Below are 21,165 nucleotides of genomic sequence, written 5' to 3' on the forward strand. Positions count from 1 at the left end.
AGACCCCCAGTTGGCGGGGTCGTGTCGGCGTGGTGGGCGTCCGGAGGCGGTCAGGGGCGCGTGGGCCGGAGCGTGATCAGGGGCGTGACGGCCCGCCGTCCTGCTGGTACCGGGCGTTCGTGACGTCGTTCGTCGACCCGTGGATCGAGATCGCCCCCGTGGCGAAGTCGGCTTCGAGCTGCTCGAGTGATCGCCCCCGGGTCTCGGGGACGACCGTGAGCACGAACACGAGCGCGGCGGCGTTGAGCACGGCGAACACGAAGAACGTCGTCGAGATCCCGAAGGCCGCGACGGCGATGGGGAACGTCAGGCTGACCCCGAAGTTCGCGAGCCAGAGCACGAGTGCGGTGAGCCCCATGCCGGCCCCACGGAGGCGCAGCGGGAACACCTCGGAGAGCATGAGCCACACGAGTGGCCCGATGGTGCCCTGCATGATGCCGACGAAACAGATGATGAACACGAGGACGACCACCGCGCGGAGGGTGCCCTGCGGCAGGACCACCGACGCCAGACCGATCAGCAGATGGAACAGGGTCGTGCCCGCGAACCCGCTGATGAGGAACGTGCGCCGGCCCAGTCGGTTGATGAAGCGGAGGCCGATCACGACGGCGAGGACCGCGATCACCCCCGAGCCGACGTTCGCGATCAGGGCACCCTGCTGGCTGAACCCGGACTCCTGCAGCACCTGCGTGCCGTAGTACATGATCGAGTTGATCCCGGTGACCTGCTGGGCGATGCCGAGTCCGCCGCCGATGTACACGAGCCTGCGGAGCCACGGCTCGCGGAACAGATCGCGGATCCGGCCGGAGCGGGCCTCCGCTTCCTCCGCGGCGAGGTCGTGCAGCTCGGCCATCTCGGCCACCGCGCGCTCGTCCGAGCGGATGGTGCGGAGCACGGCGAGCGCGTCGTCCTCGCGCCCCTTGCCGAGCAACCACCGCGGGCTCTCCGGCACGCGGAGCATGCCGATGAACAGCGCGACGGCGGGGATCAGCGCGACCGCGAGCATGTACCGCCAGACGTCGGTGTGGGAGCCCCAGATCGACCCGATCACGGCGTTGATCGCGAATGCGGCCAGCTGTCCCGTCACGATCATGAGCTCGTTCCGGGTCACGAGACCGCCGCGCTTCTCGGTCGGCGACAGCTCCGCCAGGAACACCGGGACCGTGACGGACGCCCCGCCGACGGCGATGCCGAGGACGAACCGCGCCGCGACGAGGACCTCCCACGTCGGGGACAGCACGCACGCGAGCGCGGCGACGAAGAAGACGACGGCGAGCGTGCGGATGGTGGGTCGCCGACCGTTGTGGTCGGAGATGCGACCCGTGGTGAACGCGCCGAGCGCCGCCCCGACGAGGATCGCCGACGTCACGAGCCCCTCGGTCGTGGGCGTGAGCCCGAGATCCGTGGTGAGCGAGTCGAGCGCGCCGTTGACGACGCCGGTGTCGTACCCGAAGAGCAGACCGCCGAAGGTCGCGACGACCGCGACGAAGCCGAGCCGTCGCGAGTACGGACCCGGTGTCAGCGGTGGCAGGGCTCGTCCGCCCGATGCAGGTCGCCCCGTCGTGTCGGCTCCCCCGGCTGTCGTGCTCCGCGTCGCCACCATCGCTCCTCGTGATCCGCCCCGTCGGAGACCCGACGGTCGGGCCGTCGCTCGGAGGGGGAGGAATCGACGCTATCGAGCGGCGTCCGCGTGGTCGCTCAGCTGCTCCTGCTCGGTGGATCCGTCGGCGGGGACAGCCGGTGTGGAGGCCGTCTCCGCGGCGGCCCGCTCGGCCATGGCGGTCGTCAGGGTCGTCAGCACACGGGTCACGACGGCGTTGTCCTCGTCGGACAGCCGGTCGAAGACGTCGACGACGGACTCGTGGAACCGCTCGTACGCGGCGTCGATCTTGCGGGCGGCCTGCTCGCTCGGCTCGAGGACCTGCGCGCGCCGGTCGCTCGGGTGCGCCACCCGCCGGAGGTCGCCCTTGCGCTCGAGCTCGTCGACGATCTTGGTGACCGACGCGTTCGACACGTTGAGCATGACGACGAGGTCCTTGGGGCCCATGGCCCGCTCGTCACGCTGCGCCTGGAGCAGGTAGCGGATGGCGTGGAACTCGTTCTTCGTCAGGCCGCTCGCGACCCGGGCGCGTTCGATCTGTTGCTCCTCGGCGCTCTGCACGCCCAGGAGCGCGTCGACGGCCTGGCGAGCGGCCGCGCTCCGCGGCTCTCGTGCGTACAGGTGCCGCGCTTCGCGGCGGACGACGGTCAACGGCATCGGCGGATGTGGTCCTTCTGGTCGGTCGTTCCGGTGGCGTGGATGCTACGCGGTGGGTGCCGCGAAGAAGTCGGCGTAGCTCGGGCCGCTCGCGGCGCCCGATCCCCGCCCGGACAGCAGGCGCGGGTCCTCGACCCGACGCGAGACGTAGGCGTCGATGACGGCCGGGTCGGTCAGTCCGTAGCGTCGACCCGCGCCCGCGCGCATCGTGCCGGCGCCGGACCAGGCCTGGTACGTGCTGTGCATCAGCAGACACCCCGATCGGCGAGCAGCGGCCGCATGTCGATCGGCTGCGTCGGCGGGAACCGGTCGAGCGCGGCACTCGACGGGTCGATGAAGGAGGTCCCGGAGACCCGGGGGTGGGGCTGCGCGATGCTCATCATGGTCTCGTTTCTGGCGGCGTCGCCGGGCGCGATCGGGGTGATGATGCCCGGGGGTCGGGCACGGCAAAAGAATGCCACATCGTGAACTACTCGCGCAACGAAACAGTAGCCGACCTGTTCGTTCCGTTCGGAAAACGGACAAATCGTGAACCGGTGCGCGTCAGAGCACCCGCGCGAAGCAGACCGAGCTCGGGTTGTCGGCGTAGCGGCCGAACGGCGCGATCCGCGAGAACCCGGATCGTTCGAGGAACCGGACGGTCTGCGTCGCCTGGGATCCCGTCTCCATGACCAGGGCCGGGGCGCCCAGTTCGCGGCCGGCAGCGATCAGGTGCTCCAGGAGCGCATCGGCCACGCCGAGACTCCGCGCGTCGGACCGGACGTAGAGCTTCCGGACCTCGTGGACCCCGTCCTGGACCGGCGTGAGCCCCGCACACCCGATCGGGACGCCCGCGCTGTCCCGGGCGAGCAGGTGCACGGGCACCTCGTCGGCCGTGAGCTCGGGACCGAGGTCCGGTCCGGCGTTGACGCTGTTGAGCTCGATCCGGGCAGCGGCACGGAGGCGGATCGCGCTCTCGGCGTCGTACGGCTCGGGCGCGATGGTGAACGACCAGGGCTCGGGCTTGAGGTAGGGCACCGGGGATCGCCTCGTTCCATGCGCACGGTTCGGGAGTGTGCTCACGCTAGCGGCGACGGGTCCACCGGGCGCGTCGGCACGCCCGGCGCGTCCGCCCGGCACCAGCCCGAGCGCGTCAGAACGGCACGCCGCACACGAGCACGACGTTCGCGAACGGCGTCGCCTCACCGGTGCGGACGAACAGCTTGGCGCCCGCGGACATCCGCTTCAGCGCCTCGTGGTCCACGTGCCGGACGCCGTCGAACCGTGCGGTGATCCACCCCTCGGCCTCGGTGCCCACGACCTCCTCCGCCGCGATGCAGTCCTGGAACACGGCGTCGCCGAGGAGCGCGTCGAGGACGTCCTCGAACCGCGGCACCCCGTGGACGACGGCCAGGTCGACGAGCGGGACGCCCGGCGGGATCGGCAGACCGCAGTCAGCGACGACGACGAGGTCCCCGTGTCCCAGGCGGCTCAGACCGGCGTTGAGCTCGGCGTTGAGGATGCCGGCGCGCTTCACGCGGTCACCTCCGGCAGGGTGTCGTCGAGCGTCGGGTACGACGGCTGCGTCCCGGCCCCCTGCACGGCGAACGCACCGACCCGCACCGCGTGCCGGACGCCGTCGAGCAGGGACTCCCCGGCCGCGAGGCTCGCGCTGAGGGCGCCGACGAACGCGTCGCCCGCGCCGGACGTGTCGATCGCGTCGACCCGGGGTGACGGTACCGCGGTGGTGCCGGTCGCGTCCGCGACGACCGCGCCGCGCGCGCCGAGGGTGATGACGACCGTGCGGATGCCCTGCGCGAGCAGCGCGGCCGCGAGCGCCTCCTCGTCCGCCGGCACCGCGCCTCCCGGCACGAGTCGCGCGAGGACGAGGGCCGCCTCGTGCTCGTTCACGACGAGCGGATCGGCGAGACGGACGACCGCGGCGTCGATGTCGATGACGGGTGCGAGGTTGAGCACGACGCGACCACGGGCGTGACGGGCCGCGGCGGCGATCCCGGCGGCCGGGATCTCGCCCTGCATGACGACGATGGCCGCCTCGGCCACGACGGACGCGACGCGATCGACGGCCTCCGCGGTCATCGCGGCGTTGGCCCCCGGCACGACGACGATGGTGTTCTCCCCCGTCGCGTCGACCGTGACCGTCGCGAGCCCGGTGGGCTGGTCGACGACGCCGACGTGCGCGACGTCCACCCCGCTCTCGGCCAGGAGGACCGTGGCGACCTCCGCGGATCCGTCATCCCCGACGAGCCCCACCATGACCGTGGCGGCGCCCCGACGGGCGGCCGCCACGGCCTGGTTCGCGCCCTTGCCGCCGGGCAGGAGGGTCATCGAGGTGGCGATCAGCGTCTCACCCGGGGACGGGTGCCGGTCGACGGTGACGACCTGGTCGACGTTGAGCGATCCGACGACGACCACGGTTCCGGCGGCCGTGCTCACTTGCTGAAGGTGTCGACGTTGCTCTTGGTGACCGACAGCACCGGGACCGACACGGTCTTCGTGGCCTTGCCGTCGATCGCCTTGAGCGCCTGGTCGATCGCGAGCGAGCCGAGCTTCGCCGGCTGCTGGGCGATGGTGCTGCTCAGCGTGCCGTCCTTGATCGCGGCGAGGCCGTCGTCCTCGCCGTCGAAGCTCGCGACCTCGACGCTCGAGCCCGCCTTCGACCCGAGTGCCTTGATCGCCCCGAGGGCCATCTCGTCGTTCTGCGCGAAGATGCCGACGATGTCGGGGTGGGCCTGCAGCAGGTTCGTGGTGACGTCGAGCGCGGTGGCGCGGTCGAAGTTCGCCGTCTGCTCGCCGACGACGTGGATGCCGGGGTACTGCTTGATCCCCTCGGTGAAGCCCTTGCCGCGGTCACGGGCGGCCGACGTGCCCGCCTGGCCCTCGAGGACGAGGATGTCGCCCTTCTTGCCGATCGCCTTGGCCAGGTCGTCCGCCGCCTGCTTGCCGCCGGCGACGTTGTCGCTCGCGATGAACGAGTCGACGTCCGCACCGTTGACCGTGCGGTCGACGGCGACGACGGGGATGTCCGCCTTGTTGAGCGCCTTGACCGACGGGCCGGCGGCGTCGGAGTCGACGGGGTTGACGATGATGGCCTTGGCGCTGCCGGAGGACGCGGTCTGCAGCTGGTTGGCCTGCTGCGCGGAGTCGTTCTGCGCGTCGACGACCTCGAGGTCGACACCCTTCTTCTTCGCTTCGGCCTTCGCGCCGTCGCGCACCTCGACGAAGAACGGGTTGTTGAGGGTCGAGAGCGCGAGCACGACCTTCTGGTCGCCGCCGGAGCCGCCGCCGAAGCGGCTGCAGCCCGAGGCGCCGAGCATGACGAGGGCGGCGACGGTGCCGACGGTGGCGACCTTCTGGAAGGAGGAGAACTGCATCGTTGGGGTCCTTGGTCTGTCTGTGGTGCTGGTGGGGGATGAGGGAGTCGTACTGGTGGGGGGTCGGTATGCCGGGAGGGTCGCCTCCCGACCGGCTGGCGGCCACCGGCCCGCCGGCGCCCGCCGGGGCGGTTCGCGGTCAGCTGCTGCGCGTCTTGCGGCGGAGCACGTCGACACCGACGGCGAGCGCGATGACGAGGCCGATGACGACCTGCTGCCAGAACGAGCTGACGTTGAGCAGGTTGAGGCCGTTGCGGATCACGACGAGCACGAGCGCGCCGATGAAGGTTCCCGAGATCCGACCGACACCGCCCGCGAGCGAGGCGCCGCCGATCACGACCGAGGCGATCGCGTCGAGCTCGTACCCGCTGGCCGCCTGCGGCTGGGCGGAGTCGAGGCGCCCTGCGAGCAGCAGCCCGGCGAGCGCGGCGAACAGCCCGGACAGGCCGAACACGATGACGACGATGCGCTTGACCGGCAGACCTGACAGGCGCGCGGCCTCCGCGTTCCCGCCGACGGCGTACATCGAGCGGCCGAGGACGGTGCGGTTGAGGATGAACGAGGCGACGAGCGCCGCGAGGACGAGCACGATGATCGGCACGGGGACGGGCCCGATGTCGCCGCCGAGGAACGACACCTGCGGCGAGGTCGGCACGGGGTTGCCGTCGGAGATCACGAGGGTCAGGCCGCGGGCGACGCTGAGCATCGCGAGGGTGGCGATGAACGAGGGCAGCTTGCCGTAGGCGCCGGCGAGGCCGTTCACGACCCCGGCGAGCAGGCCGGCGACGAGGCCGCCGAGCAGCGCGAGCCAGCCCGGGAGGCCCGCGGTGCTGAAGAACCAGCCGGACACCATCGCGGACAGTGCGGCCACCGAGCCGACCGAGAGGTCGATCCCGCCGGCCACGATGACGAACGTGACGCCGAACGCGAGCACCGCGACGGTCGAGACCTGGATGCCGATGTTGATGATGTTGCGGCCGGTGAGGAAGTCCGGTGTCGCGATGAACAGGGCGATGCAGAGGACGACGAGGCCGACCAGCGCCCCGTTGTCGGCGAGGAACTTCTTGAAGGAGAAGGACCGCGCGGGGGCCTTCACGGTGGTCGTTGACATGCGACGGGTGCTTTCTGATGGGTACTGCGCTGTACGCGTGGGGGGAGGAACGACCGTCCGCTCGGGGCGGTCGTGACGTGGCGGGGTGGGGGCGGTGCCCCGGGACTCAGACGGTCTCGACGTCGCGGGCGGCCAGGGTCATGACGCGGTCCTCGGTCGCTTCGGACCCGGGGATCTCGCCGGCGATGCGGCCGTCCCGCATGACGAGCACGCGGTCGCTCATGCCGAGCACCTCGGGCAGCTCGCTCGACACCATGACGACCGCACCGCCCGCCGCCGTGATCGTGTTGATGAGCTCGTAGATCTCGACCTTCGCGCCGACGTCGACGCCGCGGGTGGGTTCGTCGAGCAACAGCACGCTCGACCCGGCGAGGATCCACCGACCGAACACGGCCTTCTGCTGGTTCCCGCCGGACAGCGAGCCGATCGGCTGGCCGATGTCGTGCATCCGGATCCGCAGCCGGTTCGCGACCTCCTCGGCCCGGCGCTTCTGCCCGGCGAAGTCGACGAGGCCACCGCGCGCGGTGGAGGCGAGGGTCGCGTACCCGAGGTTGTCGTTGACGGACGCACCGAGGACGAGGCCCTGTGCCTTGCGGTCCTCGGGGACGTGTCCGATGCCCGCGCGGACCGCTGCCGCGATGCTCTTCTTCGGCAGCACCTGACCGCGGACGCGGACCGTTCCCGAGTCGTAGCCGTCGGCACCCGCGATGGCACGGACGAGCTCGGTGCGCCCGGCGCCGACGAGGCCCGCGACGCCGACGATCTCGCCGGCGCGCACGGAGAAGCTGACGTCCTCGAAGCGACCGGCCGAGGTCAGGTGCTCGACCTGGAGCACCTCGGACGCGGTGTCGACCACCGCGGTGCCCGAGGGGTACTGCTCCTCGATGCTCCGGCCGACCATGAGCCCGACGAGTTCCTGCTCGGGCGTGGTGGCCGGCACCTCGGCGACGAAGTGTCCGTCCCGGAGCACGGCGACCGTGTCCCCGATCTCGGCGATCTCGTCGAGGTGGTGGCTGATGAACAGCATGCCGACGCCGCGGGCGCGGAGGTCCGCCACGACGCGGAAGAGCGCCTCGGTCTCGTGGCGGGTCAGCGCGGCGGTGGGTTCGTCGAGGATCAGGATCCGGGCCTCCTGGCTGAGCGCCTTCGCGATCTCGACCAGCTGCTGCCGCGCGATCCCCAGGCTCGACACCGGCGTCATGACGTCGACGTCGAGACCGATGGTGGCGAGCGCCGCCTCGGCCTGACGACGGAGTGCCTTCCGGTCGACCAGGCCGAACCGGGTCGGGATCCGGCCCATCATCACGTTCTCCGCGACGCTGAGCGACCCGACCAGGTTGAGCTCCTGGTGGATCGTGGCGATGCCGAGCTCCTCGGCCGCGGTCACGGACGGGATCGTGACCTCGCGGCCGTCGACGAGGATGCGACCGCCGTCGGGCTGGTGGATGCCGGACATCATCTTGATGAGCGTCGACTTGCCGGCGCCGTTCTCGCCGAGCAGCACCTGCACCTTCCCGGCGTGCACCTCGAGGGTGACGTCGGTGATGACCTGGACCGGTCCGAACGACTTGCTGACGCGATCGAGCGTCATGAGTGGCTGCGGGGACATGTCAGTTCCTCCCGGGACGGGACGGTTCGGCGGCGGAGCGCGACGATGCGGTCTGCCGATCGGTGGCGATGGGGTCGGCCGACGAGGCCCGGACGATGAGCTCGCTCGGCAGGCGGACGGAGGCGGGGTGGTTGCCGGCGATGACGTCGAGCAGGAGTTCGACGGCGACGCGGCCCATGTCCTCGACGCTGTGGGCGACGACGCTGAGCGCCGGTTCGAGCAGCGAGAACCACTCGATGTCGTCGAACGCGACGAGGGCGATGTCGACGCCGATGCGGAGGCCGAGCCGGTTCAGGATCGCGATCGCACCCACCGCCATGAGGCTGTCCGCGGCGAAGATCGCGGTGGGCGGTTCGTCGAGGGCGAGCAGCGCGCTCACCCCGGCCGACCCGGACGCGGCCTGGAAGTCACCGAACACGACGAGGTCCGGGTCGGCGCTCACCCCTGCCGTGACGATCGCGTCCTGGTAGGCCTCGAACCGCTCGCGACCGGTCGAGACGCTCTGCGGGCCGGCGATGTAGCCGATGCGGGTGTGCCCGAGGGCGGCCAGGTGCTCGACCGTCTGGCGGATGCCCGTGCTGCTGTCCGTCGTGACGGTCGGCACGTCGATGCCGGGGACGACGCGGTCGACGAACACCGTCGGGATGCCCCGGTCGACCAGCTGCTGGACCGTCTCGGTGTCGTCGCCCTGCGGCGCCACGATGACGCCGTCCACCCGCCGGGCGATGAGGGTGTCGAGGTACCGGTTCTGCTGCTCGGCACGCTCGTTCGCGTTGCCGAGCATGGTCACGTACCCGGTCTCGAGCGCGGCCTGCTCGACGGTGTGCGCGAGGTCCGCGAAGAACGGGTTCCGCACGTCCGAGACGAGGAGGCCGATGGTGTCCGTGCGGGTCGAGCGGAGCGCCCGGGCCTGCAGGTTCGGCCGGAAGTCGAGGTCGCGCGCGGCCTGTTCCACGAGCCGACGGGAGTCCTCGGACGTCGCCGGGTTGCCCGAGAGCACCCGCGACGCGGTCGCCGCCGAGACGCCGGCGCGCGCGGCGACGTCCTTGATGGTGACGGTGTTCATCGGTGAGCACTCCGTTGGGCGAGTCGTGGAATCGATTCCATGGGATCGATTCCACGACTGTACGGGGAGCGCCACGGGGATGTCAAATGAGTCGGCGCGGATGGACCTCGACGCGCGCGAGGGCCTGGCGCTCCGCCCCGTTCAGACCGGCCCGATCAGGCCAGGCCGGCCCCGCCCCGCCCCCGTGCGGCCCAGCGCCGCCCGGGTCGGCCGGACCGGACCGGGCCAACCGGGCCGCGCCGCGCCGCGCCGCGCCGGAGCGCGATCGGCTACGGCACGAGCACGATCTTGCCGCGCGCGTGACCCTGCTCGAGCTCCGCGTAGGCGTCCTGCACCGCGTCGAGCGGGTACGTGGCGATGATCGGCACCGTGATCGTGCCGTCGGCGGCCTGGCCCGCGAGTTCGGCGAGGACCTCCTGGGACGCGGCGTCGACGCTCCCGTCGGTCTTCGCACCGACCTCGGCCGCGGCCTCGTACGCGATGATCGTCTCGATGCGCGCCGCGGGGACCCCGAGCGCGATGCCCAGCCGCACGTACTCCGGCCCGTGCGTGTCGATGAGCGCGTCGATCCCGTTCGTACCCGCCTGCCGCACCCGGTCCTCCAGGCCGTCCCCGTACGCCACCGGACGCGCGCCGACCGAGCGGAGCCACTCGTGGTTCGCCTCGGACGCAACGGCGATGACGTCGACGCCCTTCGCCACGAGGAGCTGCGTCACGATGCCGCCGACGCCACCCGCCGCGGACGAGACGACGACGGTCTCGCCCGGGCGGGGGTCGACGGCCCGCACGGCGGCGTACGCGGTCGTCGCGGCGACGTCGAGCGCGCCCGCGATCTCCCACGACAGGCGCCGCGGCTTGGCGACGAGCTGCCCCTCGGGGACGCTGACGAACTCGGCCTGGCTCGACCGCTCCCACGACCACCCGAGGACCTCGTCCCCGACGGTCCACTGCGTGACGTCCTCGCCGATCGCCGCGACCACGCCCGCCAGGTCGGTGCCCTGTCCGGACGGGAACGTCGCCGGGAACTGCTCCGCCATCGCGCCCTGCCGGATCGCTGCCTCGCCGGGGTTCGTGCCCGCGGCGCGGACGCGGACGAGGACGCGGTCACCCGTGGCCTCGGGCACCGGGACCTCGTCGACCCGGAGGACCGAGCGTTCGCCGTACGCGTCGAAGCGCACCGCCCGCATGGTCGTGGGCAGGTCGGCGTCGCGGGCTGTGGTGGGGGTGTGGTTGTCTGGCGTGGAGTCGGTCACGCGGGGGACGCTACCCCGCGCCCCCTCACCGCTGCTCCGCTTCTCCGCTTCTCCGCGAGATCGCAGTCGTTGCCGTTCTGGGTGGTGCCAGAACGACAACAGCTGCGATCTCGCAAGTGTCGCGGGTGCGGGTGCGGGTGCGGGGGGTCAGCGCCCGAGCGTCACCGCCCCGCTGACGTGCAGGTAGTCGAACGTGCTCGTGAACCCGGAGGCCCCGAGCGAGATGAGCCCGATCCGCGGGTGCGCCCCGAGATCGGCCGTCCACGTGCCGCCCTTGACGAAGTGCCGCCCGTCGACGCTCGTGTACGCGGTGTAGGCGCTCTTCCCCTCGACCGTGTGGTGCACGATCCGGAGCGTCGTCCAGTCGCCGACCGGACCGACCACCATGTTCCCGTAGTTCGGGGCGCCCGCCGGCTGCGGGGTGACCTCCTTGCCGAACTCGGTCTGCCGGGTGTCGTAGATCGAGTTGGACACGAGGCGGATGTAGTTGCCGTCGTCCCCGTACACGATGAGACCGCCCTGCGCGTAGTTCACGCCATCGCCGGTCGCGGGCGTGTCCACCGACACCTTCGTCTCGAGCACGTAGTCACCGGCCGGCGCGGGCTCCGTGAGCACCGAGGCGAGCGGCGTCGCCGGCGGGTGCAGGTCCGCGGCCTGCGTCTGCCAGCGGAACGCACCGCCGCTCACCGAGTACGTCGACGGGTCCGGCTGCCGCGTCCACGCGAGCGACGACGGGAGGCTCGTCCCGGCGAAGTCGGTCGAGGCCGCCCGGACGGGACGGCCGGGCACGGTGACCGGTGCGCGGGTCGGCCGGTAGGTGGGCCGCTCCCCCGGCTGCGCTACGGGCCCGGGCTCACGCTGATCGGACGGTCCGGCACCCCCGCGGACGGTCGGCCAGCCGTTCACCCAGTCGAGCGGGTCGATGAGCGCCGGTCGCTTCGTGTACGTCGGCTGGCCCGCGTAGTACGGGTCGTCCTGGTCGACCGCGTGGTAGATGATCCAGTCCTGCCCGGCGAAGTCCGTGACGACCGTGTTGTGCCCGGTGCCCACCCAGCGGTTGCCGTTCTGCGCGAGGAGGGGCGTGCCTCCAACCCGGGTGCTGAGGATCGAGACGCCGTCCTGGTCGAGGAACGGGCCGAGCGGACTGCGGGACCGCGCGACGAACACGCCGTACCCGGTGAGGGCACCGTTGCAGCAGTTCGTGGCGGAGCCCATGAAGTACCACCAGCCGTCGTGCTGGGTGATGTAGGTGCCCTCGTACCGGTTGTCGATCGCGATCGGCTGTTCGGTTGCGGGCAGTGACCGGAGGCCGTCAGCCGTCAGCTGCCGGACGTTGACGCCGCCGTAGTAACTGCCGAAGTACAGGTACGTCGCGCGGTTGGCGGTGACCACCTCGGGGTCGAACTCCCAGCGCTTCCCCTGACCGTTCGCGGCCTCCTGCGGGGCGACCACCGGGCCTCCTGAATCGGTCCACGGTCCGGTCGGGCTCGTGCTCGTCGCGACGCCGACGGCCGACCCGCCGCCGGTTGCCGCGGTCGCGGTCGGCGTGTCCGACGCGGCGTAGTACATGAAGTACGTGCCGGGACGCCCGTGGGCGCCCGCGCGGTACACGACATCGGGGGCCCAGATCCCGTTCGCCGCACCGACCCAGGCCGGCTTCGTCGTGAACGCGTCTCCGACGTACGTCCAGTGCGTCAGGTCCGTGGAGCGGTAGGTCGGGACGGTGTGCTGTACGAGCGAGCCGTCTGCGTTCGTCTCGGTCGCCGTGAGCGCGTCCGACGTGCAGTACAGGTACCAGTTCCGGTCGCGCCCGGCGCCGTGGATGGCGGTCGGGTCGGCGCAGCTCGCGGCCGTCTGGCCGTCCGGGAGGCGCAGGGCCATCGGGTTCTGGTAGCTCGCGGGCGTCGTCGGGCCGCGATGCGCGGGGACGGCGGCGGTCCGCGGTGGGGCCGCGGCCGGTGCCGCCATGGCCGGGAGGGACAGGGCCGGGGCCCCGATGAGCGTTGCGGCCGCGATCACGGTCGCCAGGATTCGGCGCACGGTTGCTTCTCTCTCGTCGTTGAGGAGTGGTGGCGTTCACGCTACCCACGACCCCGCTCGCCGTCCACCGTCGCGGAGCAGGACGGTGGACGCAGGACTTGCACGGAAACCGCATGGTGTCCACCCCTGTTCGCGGGCCAGGATCGCCCCTATTGTTTGAGCATCACTCGCACGAATGCGGCGTCAGCTGACGACAGGGCGTCAGCGCCGCATCGGCCAGGGACCCGAGGAACGACATGAGCCGGTACGAGATGCAACCCGGGGTGGCACCCGCTCAGATCCGCTTCTTCCGCAAGGCGGCGACCATGCCGCGGCGACGGCCCACCGGTACGACCGAGGACACCGTCCGGTACGAGGACTTCTTCCGCGACGGATCCCCGATGCGGCGGCGGAACGCGGCCTGAGGGCGCGGGTCGGCGGGGCCGGGACGGTCACTCGCGGGAGCGGGACGGTCACTCGCCGGGGAGCGACAGCTTCGATCCGCTCGGACCACGACCGGTGGGCCGACGCGGTGGTGCGACCTCCGGCAGCGGCGGCAGGGCCTCGGCGCGGCGTCGGGCGAGCTCCATGCGGCCGAGTCCGGTCACCGCGGCGATGAACGTCGAGGACTGGAGCAGCCCGAGACCGAGCGGTGTGAACAAGGAGAAGGCGAACCGCCCCTCGAGACCAACGGCGGCCACGCCGAGCCACACGAGTGCCCATGCGGCCGGGAGCCACAGTGTCCGGGCAGCGCTCAGGACGAGCCCGTCGCGCGCACGCTCGGCGGCGGCGATCACCAGGTCGCGGTCCTCCGGGGCCATCGCCGGTGGCCGCGGGGCGAACTGTCGGGCGATGCGTTCCTGGCGGCGCCAGTTGCCCGATGGGATGAACGCCCAGAGCGGTGGCGACGCGAGCGACAGGCGGTGGAACGCGGCGGCGCCCGAACCGAACGCGGCCGCGATGAGCACCAAGCCGACGGCCACCAGCGGGGCCGGCGTCGTCGCCCAGTGCCAGACGATCTCGGTCAGCGAGGCTGCCGTCCCGACCGCCGTGGCCACGCTGCCGGCGATGATCGTGCGCCGTCGACGGACCTCGACGCTCACGAGCTCGGGGTACCGCGCGCGGACGATCACCCACCCGGTGCGGAACGGAGCGTCGGCCATGCACACGATCCTGGCCTGTTCACTGACGTGACGTGCGGGCCGCATGCGGCGAGACCGGTACGACCGGTTGTACTCACCCCATGAAGACCGCGATCTCGGTTCCGGACAGCGACTTCGATCACTTCGAGCGCGTTGCGGCGCAACTTGATGACGCATGTCGCGGCGGGCATCCGGCTCGTCCTGGGCATCTGACCGCGACGACGACCCTGCGAGCGGATGGGCTGCCCGACGCTCAGCGCACTGGAGGCCCCCACCCGACCGCATCGAGCACCGCGGTGGCGACCCTCCCGGGGTCGTCGCCGTCGACCGACACCGCGTGATCGTGGACGTCAGCACCGTCGAGGACCGCGTCGAGCTCCTCCGCGCGGTCGAGGTGCCAGTCGCGCTCCGCTCCGGGCGCGTGCCGCACGAGCAGTCGCCGTCGGAGTTCGCCGGCCGTCACCACCAGCCGACAGGTGACGATCGTCTCGGCGACGGCCTCCTCGAGCGCGCTCCGGTCCTCCACGGTCTCCGCGACGCCCGCGAGCACGAGCCGCTCGGCACCGGCGTCCCACGCGTTCCGCGCCACCGCCGCGAGGTTCCGCGCGAGGAGCGCTCCGTTGAACCGGTCCTCGGGCGGTGCGGGCCACACACGACGGAGGGCGTCGAGATCCACCACCGCATGCGGTAGCCCCCGCTCGCGGAGCAGTGCGCCGATCGCGTCGGCCGTGGTCGTCTTGCCCGCGCCGACCGTGCCGTTGAGCAGCAGGACCCGCGGAGGGACCCGTCGCGCGGTCGAGCCCGGGGCGGTCATGGCGGCAGCTTACGGACGGGCGCGTCACCGCAGGAGCAGGATCGACCCGTGCAGAGATCGTTGAGCAGCTACGCGGCCATCGGTGACAGTTTCGCCGAGGGGATGGGTGACGAACGGCCGGACGGCACTCCTCGCGGGTGGGCGGACCTCGTCGCCCAGGGGATCGCGGCGGCGGCGGCCGGTCCTGCCACGTACGCCAACCTCGCCATCCGCGGCCGGCTGCTCGCGCCCCTGCTCGACGAGCAGCTCGAGCCGGCCATCGCACTCCGTCCCGACCTGCTGAGCATCAGCGGCGGGAACAACGACCTCATCCGCGCCCGCGTCTCGGTTGCTGCGGTCACCGCCCGGCTCGAGGCCGCGATCGACCGTGCGGTGGCCTCCGGCGCCGAGGTCGTGTTCGTCACGGTGGCGAACATGACGCGGAACCTGCCGGCCGGGCGCCTCGTCGAGGGGCGCGGCAACCAGTTCGCGAGCGCGATCCGGCAGTGGGCCAGCAAGGACCACGTGACCGTGGTGGACAACTGGTCGGACGAGGAACTGATGGAGCCGCGCTACTGGTCACCGGACAAACTGCACCTCAACGCCCTCGGGCACCGGCGGGTGGCGGGCAACGTGCTGGCCGCACTGGAGGTTCCCCTCCCCCCGTTCCCGGAGGAGCTCCCACCGGAGGTGGTCCGGCAGTCGCGCGCCGCCTACTGGCGCGAACACGTGCTGCCCTGGATCGGCCGTCGTCTCACCGGCCGCTCGTCGGGCGACGGCCGGGAGCCCAAGCGGGCGACCCTCCAGCCGGTGGACCTCCCCTGGAGCTCCCGCACGCCGTGACGGAGCACGGCTGCGTCGGGCGGTCGCTCCAGATCGCACTCGTCGCCGTTGTGGAGGCGCCCAGAACGGCAACGAGTGCGATCTCGCGGAAGGGGAGGCCGGGGGCCGGGGCCGGGGCCGGGGCCGGGGGTCAGGCCACGACCACGCACCGCGTACGTTCGGACTGGTTCCGGCCCTCCCGGTCGGACGGACCGCGGGCCGCCCGCGCAGGAGGAACACACCATGAAGGTCGTCGTCACTGGTTCCCGGGGCAAGGTCGGACGCCCCACCGTCCAGGCGTTCGTCGACGCGGGGCACGAGGTGCTCGGCGTCGACCTCGTCCGCCCGGTGTTCGACGCCGGGGTCGTCGTCCCCGGACGGTACGTGCAGGCCGACCTCACCGACGCGGGCTCCGCGTACGCCGTGGTCGCCGGTGCGGACGTCGTCGTGCACGTCGCCGCGATCCCGCAGCCGACCGGCAACCCGCCACACGTGGTGTTCCAGACGAACCTGATGTCGACGTTCAACCTGATCGAGGCCGCGGTGCAGTTCGGCGTCCGCCGGTTCGTCAACGTGTCGAGCGAGAGCATCGTGGGGAACTTCTTCCCCGAACGGCCGTTCCTGCCCGACTACCTGCCGGTCGACGAGGACCACCCGCAGTACCCGCAGGACCCGTACGCGCTGTCGAAGGCGTTCGGCGAGCAGCTCATGGACGCCGCGGTGCGTCGTTCCGACATCCGTGCGATCTCGATCCGGCCGAGCACCGTCCACAACGAGGACAACTACGAGTCGAACCTCGGTCCGCAGGTGCGCGAGCCGTCCCGGACGAGCGCGAACTTCGGCAGCTACATCGACGCCGAGGACCTGGCCGACGCCCTGGTGCTCGCGGCCGAGTCCGACCTGCCCGGGCACGAGGTGTTCTACATCGCTGCGGCCGACAACGCCGGGGGGCACGACTTCGCCGCCGTCGTGCGCGAGCACCACGGCGACGCGATCGAGCTCCGCGAACTCGACCGCGTCGACGCGTCGGGGATCTCGATCGAGAAGGCGCGGCGGCTCCTCGGCTGGAGCCCGAAGCGCTCGTGGCGCGACCACCTCGACGAGCAGGGGCACGCGCGAGCAATGCCGACGTCGCGACCCTGACCTCCCTCAGCGGTTCCGTCTGAGCGGAGACGGCACCGCGCGCGCTGCGGCAGGGCCGCGTGCTCGTCCGCGGTCACACCGCGCGCTTCCGGTGGAACACCCGGAGCGCGCGGTGCGAACGGACGAGAGCGGTTCGATCCCGCCGCCGTGGTCAGCGGGAGGCCGCGAACTCCGCCAACTCCTCCAGGTTCGCGACCTCGCACGTGCGGCGGCCCTCCTCGATGTCGTGGATCATCGCGACGATCCGGTCGAACACCGGCCCCTGGATGTCCTTGTGCACCTCGTCGACCTCGGTCTTGCGCTTGCGCACCATGAGGTCGCGGTAGATGCCGCTGCGGGCCTTGGCGCTCTTGCGGTTGAACGCGGCGAGCCGGTCGAGCGACCCGTCGAGGTCGTCGGGCACGAAGCCGTCGAACGACTCGACGGGGACGGGTGCCTGGTCGATGGCCTCCTGCGCCACGGCCGTCATGAGCGCCCGGTACGGCGGCAGCGACAGGGAGTCCGCGATCGTCAGGTCGGACACCGCGCCGGCCCAGAGCATCGCGCCGTAGGCCTCCTTGCCCCACAGGTAACCGAGCACGTTCTCGGTCGGCAGTGCGTACGGCAGGCTGTCCGCGAGCAGGCCGACCCGTGGCGTGATCGGTCCGCCGCCGATCTCGCCGATCCGGAACGTCGCGACGTTGCCCTGCAGGATGCGGCCCGGGCCGAGGTAGTCGGCACCGAAGTTGACGAAGCTCGACACGACCCGGTCCGCGCCGACGGCGGCCTGCAGGGTGTCGGCGGTCAGGCCGTTCTGCACGGTCAGGACGAACCCGTCGGAGGCGAGCCGTCCCTCCAGGAGCGCCGCGGCGGACGCCGTGTGCAGGCTCTTCACCGCGACGATCGCGTGCTCGATCGTGTCGGGCAGGTCGTCGGGTGTGACGGCCGGAACGTGCGCGGTGAACTCCTCGACCGGCCCCTCGATGTGCAGGCCGTCGTCGTTGATCGCGGCGACGTGTGCCGCGTCGGCGTCGCAGAGCAGGACGTCGTGTCCGGCGCGGTGCATCCGAGCCCCGATGGTGCCGCCGATCGCGCCGGCGCCGATGATGGTGACCTTCATGCTGCTGTCCTCTCTTGCCACTGCGTGACGACTCCGCCGAGCACGGTGAGCGGCACCGCGCCGTTGCCGAGCACCGTGTCGTGGAACCCGATCAGGTCGAACCGGTCCCCGAGCGCACCCTGCGCGGCTGCCCGGAGCCGGAGGATCTCGCGGCGTCCGATCATGTAGGCCAGGGCCTGCCCGGGCCAGGCGATGTAGCGGTCGACCTCGCTGCGGACGTGCTCCTCGGTGGCGGCGGTGTTCGCGAGCATGAACTGCACGGCCTGCTCCCGGGACCACCCGAGGTGGTGGATGCCCGTGTCGACGACGAGTCGGCAGGCCCGGAGCGCGCGCATCGAGAGCATCCCGAGGCGGGCGACGTCGTCCGAGTACAGCCCGAGTTCGTCGGCGAGCTCCTCGGAGTACAGGCCCCATCCCTCGTTGAAGCTGCACGCCTCGACGTCGAGGTACCGGCGGTAGCGGGGCACGTCGAGCTGCTGCGCCATCGCGAGCTGCATGTGATGGCCGGGCACCGACTCGTGGAACGTCAGGGCCTCGTACTCGTACCGGTAGCGCTGCTCGGGCTCGTCGGCGAGCAGGCAGAAGGCGCCGGGGCGGCTGCCGTCGACCGCCGGGGGCCGGTAGTAGCCGAGGGCGCTGCTGCCCGCGTCGATCGGGTTGATCGGCTCGAGGGTGCACGCGGTGATGTCGTACGCGGGGAAGGCCGCGGGGCGCGCTGCCTCCGCCCGGTCGAGCGCGGCCTGCGCGTACCCGATGATCTCGTCCGTGGTCCGGAACCGCAGCGCCGGGTCCGTGCGCAGTCGCGCGGCGATCTCGACCGGCTCGGTGAGCCCGAGCGCGCGCTGTCCGATCGTCGCCCACTGTTCCCGGAGCAGCTCGAGTTCGTCGAGGCCGATGCGGTGGATCTCGTCCGGCGTCAGGGCGGTCGTCGTGTGCCGGGCGACCGCGGCGGCGTAGCCCTCGGCCCCGCCGGGGATCGTCGAGATCCCGACGCGGTCGTCCGGCCGCGCGAGCGGGTGCAGCTCGACCCGGAGCCGTTCGGCGAGCGCCGACATCGCGGGGCGCACCCGCTCGTCGACGAGTGCCCGGGCGGCGTCGAACCACGGCGTCCCGCGCACAGCGGTGAGCAGGGCGTCGTCGTCGAGCGGGAGCGCGAGGTAGCCCTCGAGCTGCTCGATCGAGTGGCGCACGCCCATGGCGGTGGGCACGCGCCCGCGCGACGCCTCGAGCAGGTACCGGTCGGCGAGCGCGGCGAAGGTCCCGCCGAGGCCGCCGATCCGGGCCAGGTACCGGTCCGCAGCGGCCTGGTCGGCGACGGTCATCGCGGGGACGGCCTGGAACACGAGGCCCTGCCGACTGACGTACCCCTTGGCGCTCGCGTTCGCCGCCCACAGGCTGTGCTCGGCGTCCTGCTGCGCACCACGGACGAGTGCGGTGAGCACGCCGTGGTCGACCCGGCCCGCGTCGTCGAGCCGGTCGACCGGGAGGCCCGCGGCGGCCTCCGCGATCGCCGCCAGGTCCGCGGCGGCACGCTCGCTCGCGTCCTCGCTCGGGTCACCGGGCAGGTGGTCGAACTCCGCGATGCCGAGGAGGGTCGCGTTGTAGGGGTCGTAGGTGTGCTCGGTGGCGAAGTACCGTTCGCCGAGGTCGGCGAGCTGCGCGTGGACGTCGGTGTCCGGTGGGGTGGTGGTCATGCTGTCCTCTCGGGAACGGGTGGCTCAGAAGAGCTGGTGTCCGCCGTCGATGGACAGCGTCTGGCCGCTGACCCATCCGGCGTCGGGTGCGACGAAGAACGCGACCCCGCGGGCGATGTCCTCGGGGGTGCCGGTGCGGCGGACCGCGATCCGCTCGACGAGGGCGCGCTGCCCGTCGGGGCCGTAGGAGTCCCACTGCGCCTGGGTCGTCGGGTTCGACAGGACGAACCCGGGCGCGATGCAGTTGACGGTGATGCCGTGCGGGCCGAGCTCGTGCGCCATCTGTCGGGTGAACCCGATCTGCGCGGCCTTCGACGTCGTGTACGCCTGGATGCCGGTGAGGCTCACGCTGCGGCCGGCACCGGACGACACGATGACGATCCGCCCGTAGCCGGCGGGCTTCATGAGGCGGGCGGCGGCGCGGGTGCAGTTGCGGGCGGTCAGGACGTTCGCCGCCCAGACGGCGTCCCAGGCGGCGTCGGTGAGGTCCTCGATGGGTGTGTGGGTCTGGCCCACGACGCCGCCCGCGACGTTGACGAGCACGTCGCAGCGGTCGAGCGCGGCGAACCAGGCGTCGACCGCGGCGCTGTCGGCGAGGTCGAGGTCGTCGCGGTCGAGCCGGTGGACGACGGCGCCGGCGGCCTCGAGGTCGTCAGCCGTGCGCCGTCCGATGCCCTGCGCGGTCCCGGTGACCACGGCCACCTGGCCGGCGAGCGGTCCCGTGGCCGACGGCACGGGCTCCGGCGCCGGGGCGGGCGTGCCGTCCGGCCTCCGCGCGGCGGTACGCGCCGAGGCGGCCAGGGGCCACTGTCCGGTCGTGGTGGACAACTCGTCGCTCATCGTTCCTCCTCGAGTTCGATGGCGCCGAGGTTGCCGGCGCCGACGGCCCGGGGGCCGGTCGTCGGCTCCCCTCGGTGTGCGCGGGAGATCCGGACCGAGTCCTCCCACTCCTTCATGCGTGCGAGGCCGCGGCGACCGCTCGCGCGGAGCACGCCCTCGACGAGCGCCTCGATGAGCACGAGCAGCGGTGCCATCGAGTCGAACGGGATCCCGTCCACCGTGACCGGCAGCACGACGTCGGCGCTCTCGACTGCCGGGGACAGCGTGGTGTCGGTGATGACGACGACCGTGGCGCCCTGCTCCTTCGCGGCGGCGGCGGCCTCCTGCGCGGCGAGTTCGTGGCGCCGGAAGTCGATGACGACGACGACCGCACCCCGGCGCAGCCGCAGGAAGCGCCCGACATCGTGCCCGAGCGGCTCGGCGAGGAACGCGACGTCGGGCAGGATCTGGTCGAGCTGCGCGGCGAACACCATGCCGAAGTAGCGGCTGAAGTACCCCCCGATGACGGCCACGTGCTTCGGCCGCTCCCCGAGCACGGCGACGGCGCGGTCGAACTCGCTCGGCGGCACGCACGTCCGGAGCGCCTCGATGAGCCCGACCCGCTCGGCGATGGCCCGGGCGAAGGTCCCGCTGCCGCCGTCGTGGGCGATGCCCTCCTGGGTGCGCTGGACGGGGCTGCCCATGTGGTGGGCGACCTCGTCGCGGAGCTTCGCCTGGAACGCGGGGTACGTGCCGAACCCGAGCCGCGCGACCAGCCGGAGCACCGTCGGCGTGCTCGTGCCGGCGGAGCGCGCGAGGCTCGCCGCGCTGTCGAGTCCCGCACTCGGCCACGCGGCGAGCAGGGTGCGCGCCACCTTCTTCTCGGCGGGGCTGAGTTCGTCCATCCGGGCGAAGATCTCGTCGTTGATCGGCATGTCCCTCCTGGTGTGTCCGGTCCCGGGCC

At 72.1% G+C, this 21,165-nt stretch carries 22 protein-coding genes; 3 read left to right on the plus strand and 19 right to left on the minus strand.

Annotated features, from left to right (window positions below; all coding sequences use genetic code 11):
* Positions 1-76 precede the first annotated feature (76 nt).
* The 13 genes from DEI88_RS15405 to DEI88_RS15465 form a co-directional block, all read right to left on the minus strand.
* Positions 77-1,600 (minus strand): sugar porter family MFS transporter, encoded by a 1,524-nt coding sequence (locus DEI88_RS15405; RefSeq protein WP_284183576.1) that lies wholly within the window; start codon positions 1,598-1,600, stop codon positions 77-79.
* A 72-nt stretch (positions 1,601-1,672) separates the two neighbouring features.
* Positions 1,673-2,257 carry a MarR family transcriptional regulator gene (locus DEI88_RS15410; RefSeq protein WP_111011665.1) on the minus strand — a complete coding sequence of 195 codons (585 nt, stop codon included), beginning with the start codon at positions 2,255-2,257 and terminating at the stop codon, positions 1,673-1,675.
* 45 nt (positions 2,258-2,302) lie between these two features.
* The gene (locus DEI88_RS15415) at positions 2,303-2,503 is read right to left on the minus strand and encodes a hypothetical protein (protein ID WP_111011666.1); all 201 of its coding nucleotides are present in this window, start codon (positions 2,501-2,503) and stop codon (positions 2,303-2,305) included.
* Entirely contained in the window at positions 2,503-2,637 is a 135-nt protein-coding gene (locus tag DEI88_RS15420; protein ID WP_258368802.1) for a hypothetical protein, read from the minus strand. Before DEI88_RS15420 ends, DEI88_RS15415 begins: the two co-directional genes overlap by 1 nt.
* Positions 2,638-2,800: 163 nt before the next feature.
* Positions 2,801-3,274: a GNAT family N-acetyltransferase gene (locus DEI88_RS15425; RefSeq protein ID WP_181434723.1), complete on the minus strand. Its 474-nt coding sequence runs from the start codon at positions 3,272-3,274 to the stop codon at positions 2,801-2,803.
* Between the two features lie 115 nt (positions 3,275-3,389).
* Entirely contained in the window at positions 3,390-3,773 is a 384-nt protein-coding gene (gene rbsD / locus DEI88_RS15430; RefSeq protein ID WP_111027864.1) for a D-ribose pyranase, read from the minus strand.
* Entirely contained in the window at positions 3,770-4,693 is a 924-nt protein-coding gene (locus DEI88_RS15435; protein ID WP_111071907.1) for a ribokinase, read from the minus strand. The genes rbsD and DEI88_RS15435 overlap by 4 nt, the downstream gene beginning before the upstream one ends.
* A complete protein-coding gene (locus DEI88_RS15440; protein WP_111011669.1) occupies positions 4,690-5,631 on the minus strand; it encodes a substrate-binding domain-containing protein in 942 nt (313 codons plus the stop codon). Before DEI88_RS15440 ends, DEI88_RS15435 begins: the two co-directional genes overlap by 4 nt.
* 139 nt (positions 5,632-5,770) lie before the next feature.
* Entirely contained in the window at positions 5,771-6,742 is a 972-nt protein-coding gene (locus tag DEI88_RS15445; protein ID WP_111011670.1) for an ABC transporter permease, read from the minus strand.
* A gap of 106 nt (positions 6,743-6,848) precedes the next feature.
* Positions 6,849-8,351, minus strand: coding sequence for a sugar ABC transporter ATP-binding protein (locus DEI88_RS15450; RefSeq protein WP_111012921.1), 1,503 nt, complete (start codon positions 8,349-8,351; stop codon positions 6,849-6,851).
* 1 nt (position 8,352) lies between these two features.
* On the minus strand, positions 8,353-9,417 hold the full coding sequence (locus DEI88_RS15455) for a LacI family DNA-binding transcriptional regulator (protein WP_111071908.1): 1,065 nt from the start codon (positions 9,415-9,417) through the stop codon (positions 8,353-8,355).
* Positions 9,418-9,686: 269 nt separating this feature from the next.
* The gene (locus DEI88_RS15460) at positions 9,687-10,670 is read right to left on the minus strand and encodes an NADP-dependent oxidoreductase (RefSeq protein ID WP_258375016.1); all 984 of its coding nucleotides are present in this window, start codon (positions 10,668-10,670) and stop codon (positions 9,687-9,689) included.
* 147 nt (positions 10,671-10,817) lie between these two features.
* On the minus strand, positions 10,818-12,710 hold the full coding sequence (locus DEI88_RS15465) for a glycoside hydrolase family 43 protein (RefSeq protein ID WP_111071909.1): 1,893 nt from the start codon (positions 12,708-12,710) through the stop codon (positions 10,818-10,820).
* A gap of 236 nt (positions 12,711-12,946) precedes the next feature.
* Here DEI88_RS15465 and DEI88_RS15470 point away from each other — a divergent pair, with 236 nt between their 5' ends.
* Complete coding sequence (locus DEI88_RS15470) at positions 12,947-13,114, plus strand: hypothetical protein (RefSeq protein WP_181441214.1); 168 nt, start codon at positions 12,947-12,949, stop codon at positions 13,112-13,114.
* A gap of 48 nt (positions 13,115-13,162) precedes the next feature.
* Here the strand turns inward: DEI88_RS15470 and DEI88_RS15475 are convergent, their stop codons facing one another.
* Both DEI88_RS15475 and DEI88_RS15480 read right to left on the minus strand, forming a co-directional pair.
* A complete protein-coding gene (locus tag DEI88_RS15475; RefSeq protein WP_111071910.1) occupies positions 13,163-13,852 on the minus strand; it encodes a hypothetical protein in 690 nt (229 codons plus the stop codon).
* Positions 13,853-14,084: 232 nt separating this feature from the next.
* Entirely contained in the window at positions 14,085-14,645 is a 561-nt protein-coding gene (locus DEI88_RS15480) for a hypothetical protein (protein WP_111071911.1), read from the minus strand.
* 48 nt (positions 14,646-14,693) lie between these two features.
* Here DEI88_RS15480 and DEI88_RS15485 point away from each other — a divergent pair, with 48 nt between their 5' ends.
* Together DEI88_RS15485 and DEI88_RS15490 are read left to right on the plus strand one after the other, a co-directional pair.
* On the plus strand, positions 14,694-15,467 hold the full coding sequence (locus tag DEI88_RS15485; protein ID WP_258375018.1) for an SGNH/GDSL hydrolase family protein: 774 nt from the start codon (positions 14,694-14,696) through the stop codon (positions 15,465-15,467).
* A 222-nt stretch (positions 15,468-15,689) separates the two neighbouring features.
* Positions 15,690-16,589, plus strand: a complete 900-nt coding sequence (locus tag DEI88_RS15490; RefSeq protein WP_111027852.1) for an NAD-dependent epimerase/dehydratase family protein — start codon at positions 15,690-15,692, stop codon at positions 16,587-16,589.
* Positions 16,590-16,740: 151 nt separating this feature from the next.
* Here the strand turns inward: DEI88_RS15490 and DEI88_RS15495 are convergent, their stop codons facing one another.
* The 4 genes from DEI88_RS15495 to DEI88_RS15510 are packed head-to-tail and all read right to left on the minus strand — an operon-like array spanning position 16,741 to position 21,136.
* Positions 16,741-17,688: a ketopantoate reductase family protein gene (locus DEI88_RS15495; RefSeq protein WP_111012905.1), complete on the minus strand. Its 948-nt coding sequence runs from the start codon at positions 17,686-17,688 to the stop codon at positions 16,741-16,743.
* Positions 17,685-19,382: a DUF885 domain-containing protein gene (locus DEI88_RS15500; protein ID WP_111012904.1), complete on the minus strand. Its 1,698-nt coding sequence runs from the start codon at positions 19,380-19,382 to the stop codon at positions 17,685-17,687. The genes DEI88_RS15495 and DEI88_RS15500 overlap by 4 nt, the downstream gene beginning before the upstream one ends.
* Before the next feature lie 24 nt (positions 19,383-19,406).
* Positions 19,407-20,222, minus strand: a complete 816-nt coding sequence (locus DEI88_RS15505) for an SDR family NAD(P)-dependent oxidoreductase (protein ID WP_111027854.1) — start codon at positions 20,220-20,222, stop codon at positions 19,407-19,409.
* The gene (locus DEI88_RS15510; RefSeq protein WP_111012902.1) at positions 20,219-21,136 is read right to left on the minus strand and encodes a MurR/RpiR family transcriptional regulator; all 918 of its coding nucleotides are present in this window, start codon (positions 21,134-21,136) and stop codon (positions 20,219-20,221) included. Before DEI88_RS15510 ends, DEI88_RS15505 begins: the two co-directional genes overlap by 4 nt.
* Positions 21,137-21,165: the final 29 nt, after the last annotated feature.

Source organism: Curtobacterium sp. MCBD17_003 (assembly GCF_003234885.2).
Classification (GTDB): Bacteria; Actinomycetota; Actinomycetes; order Actinomycetales; family Microbacteriaceae; genus Curtobacterium.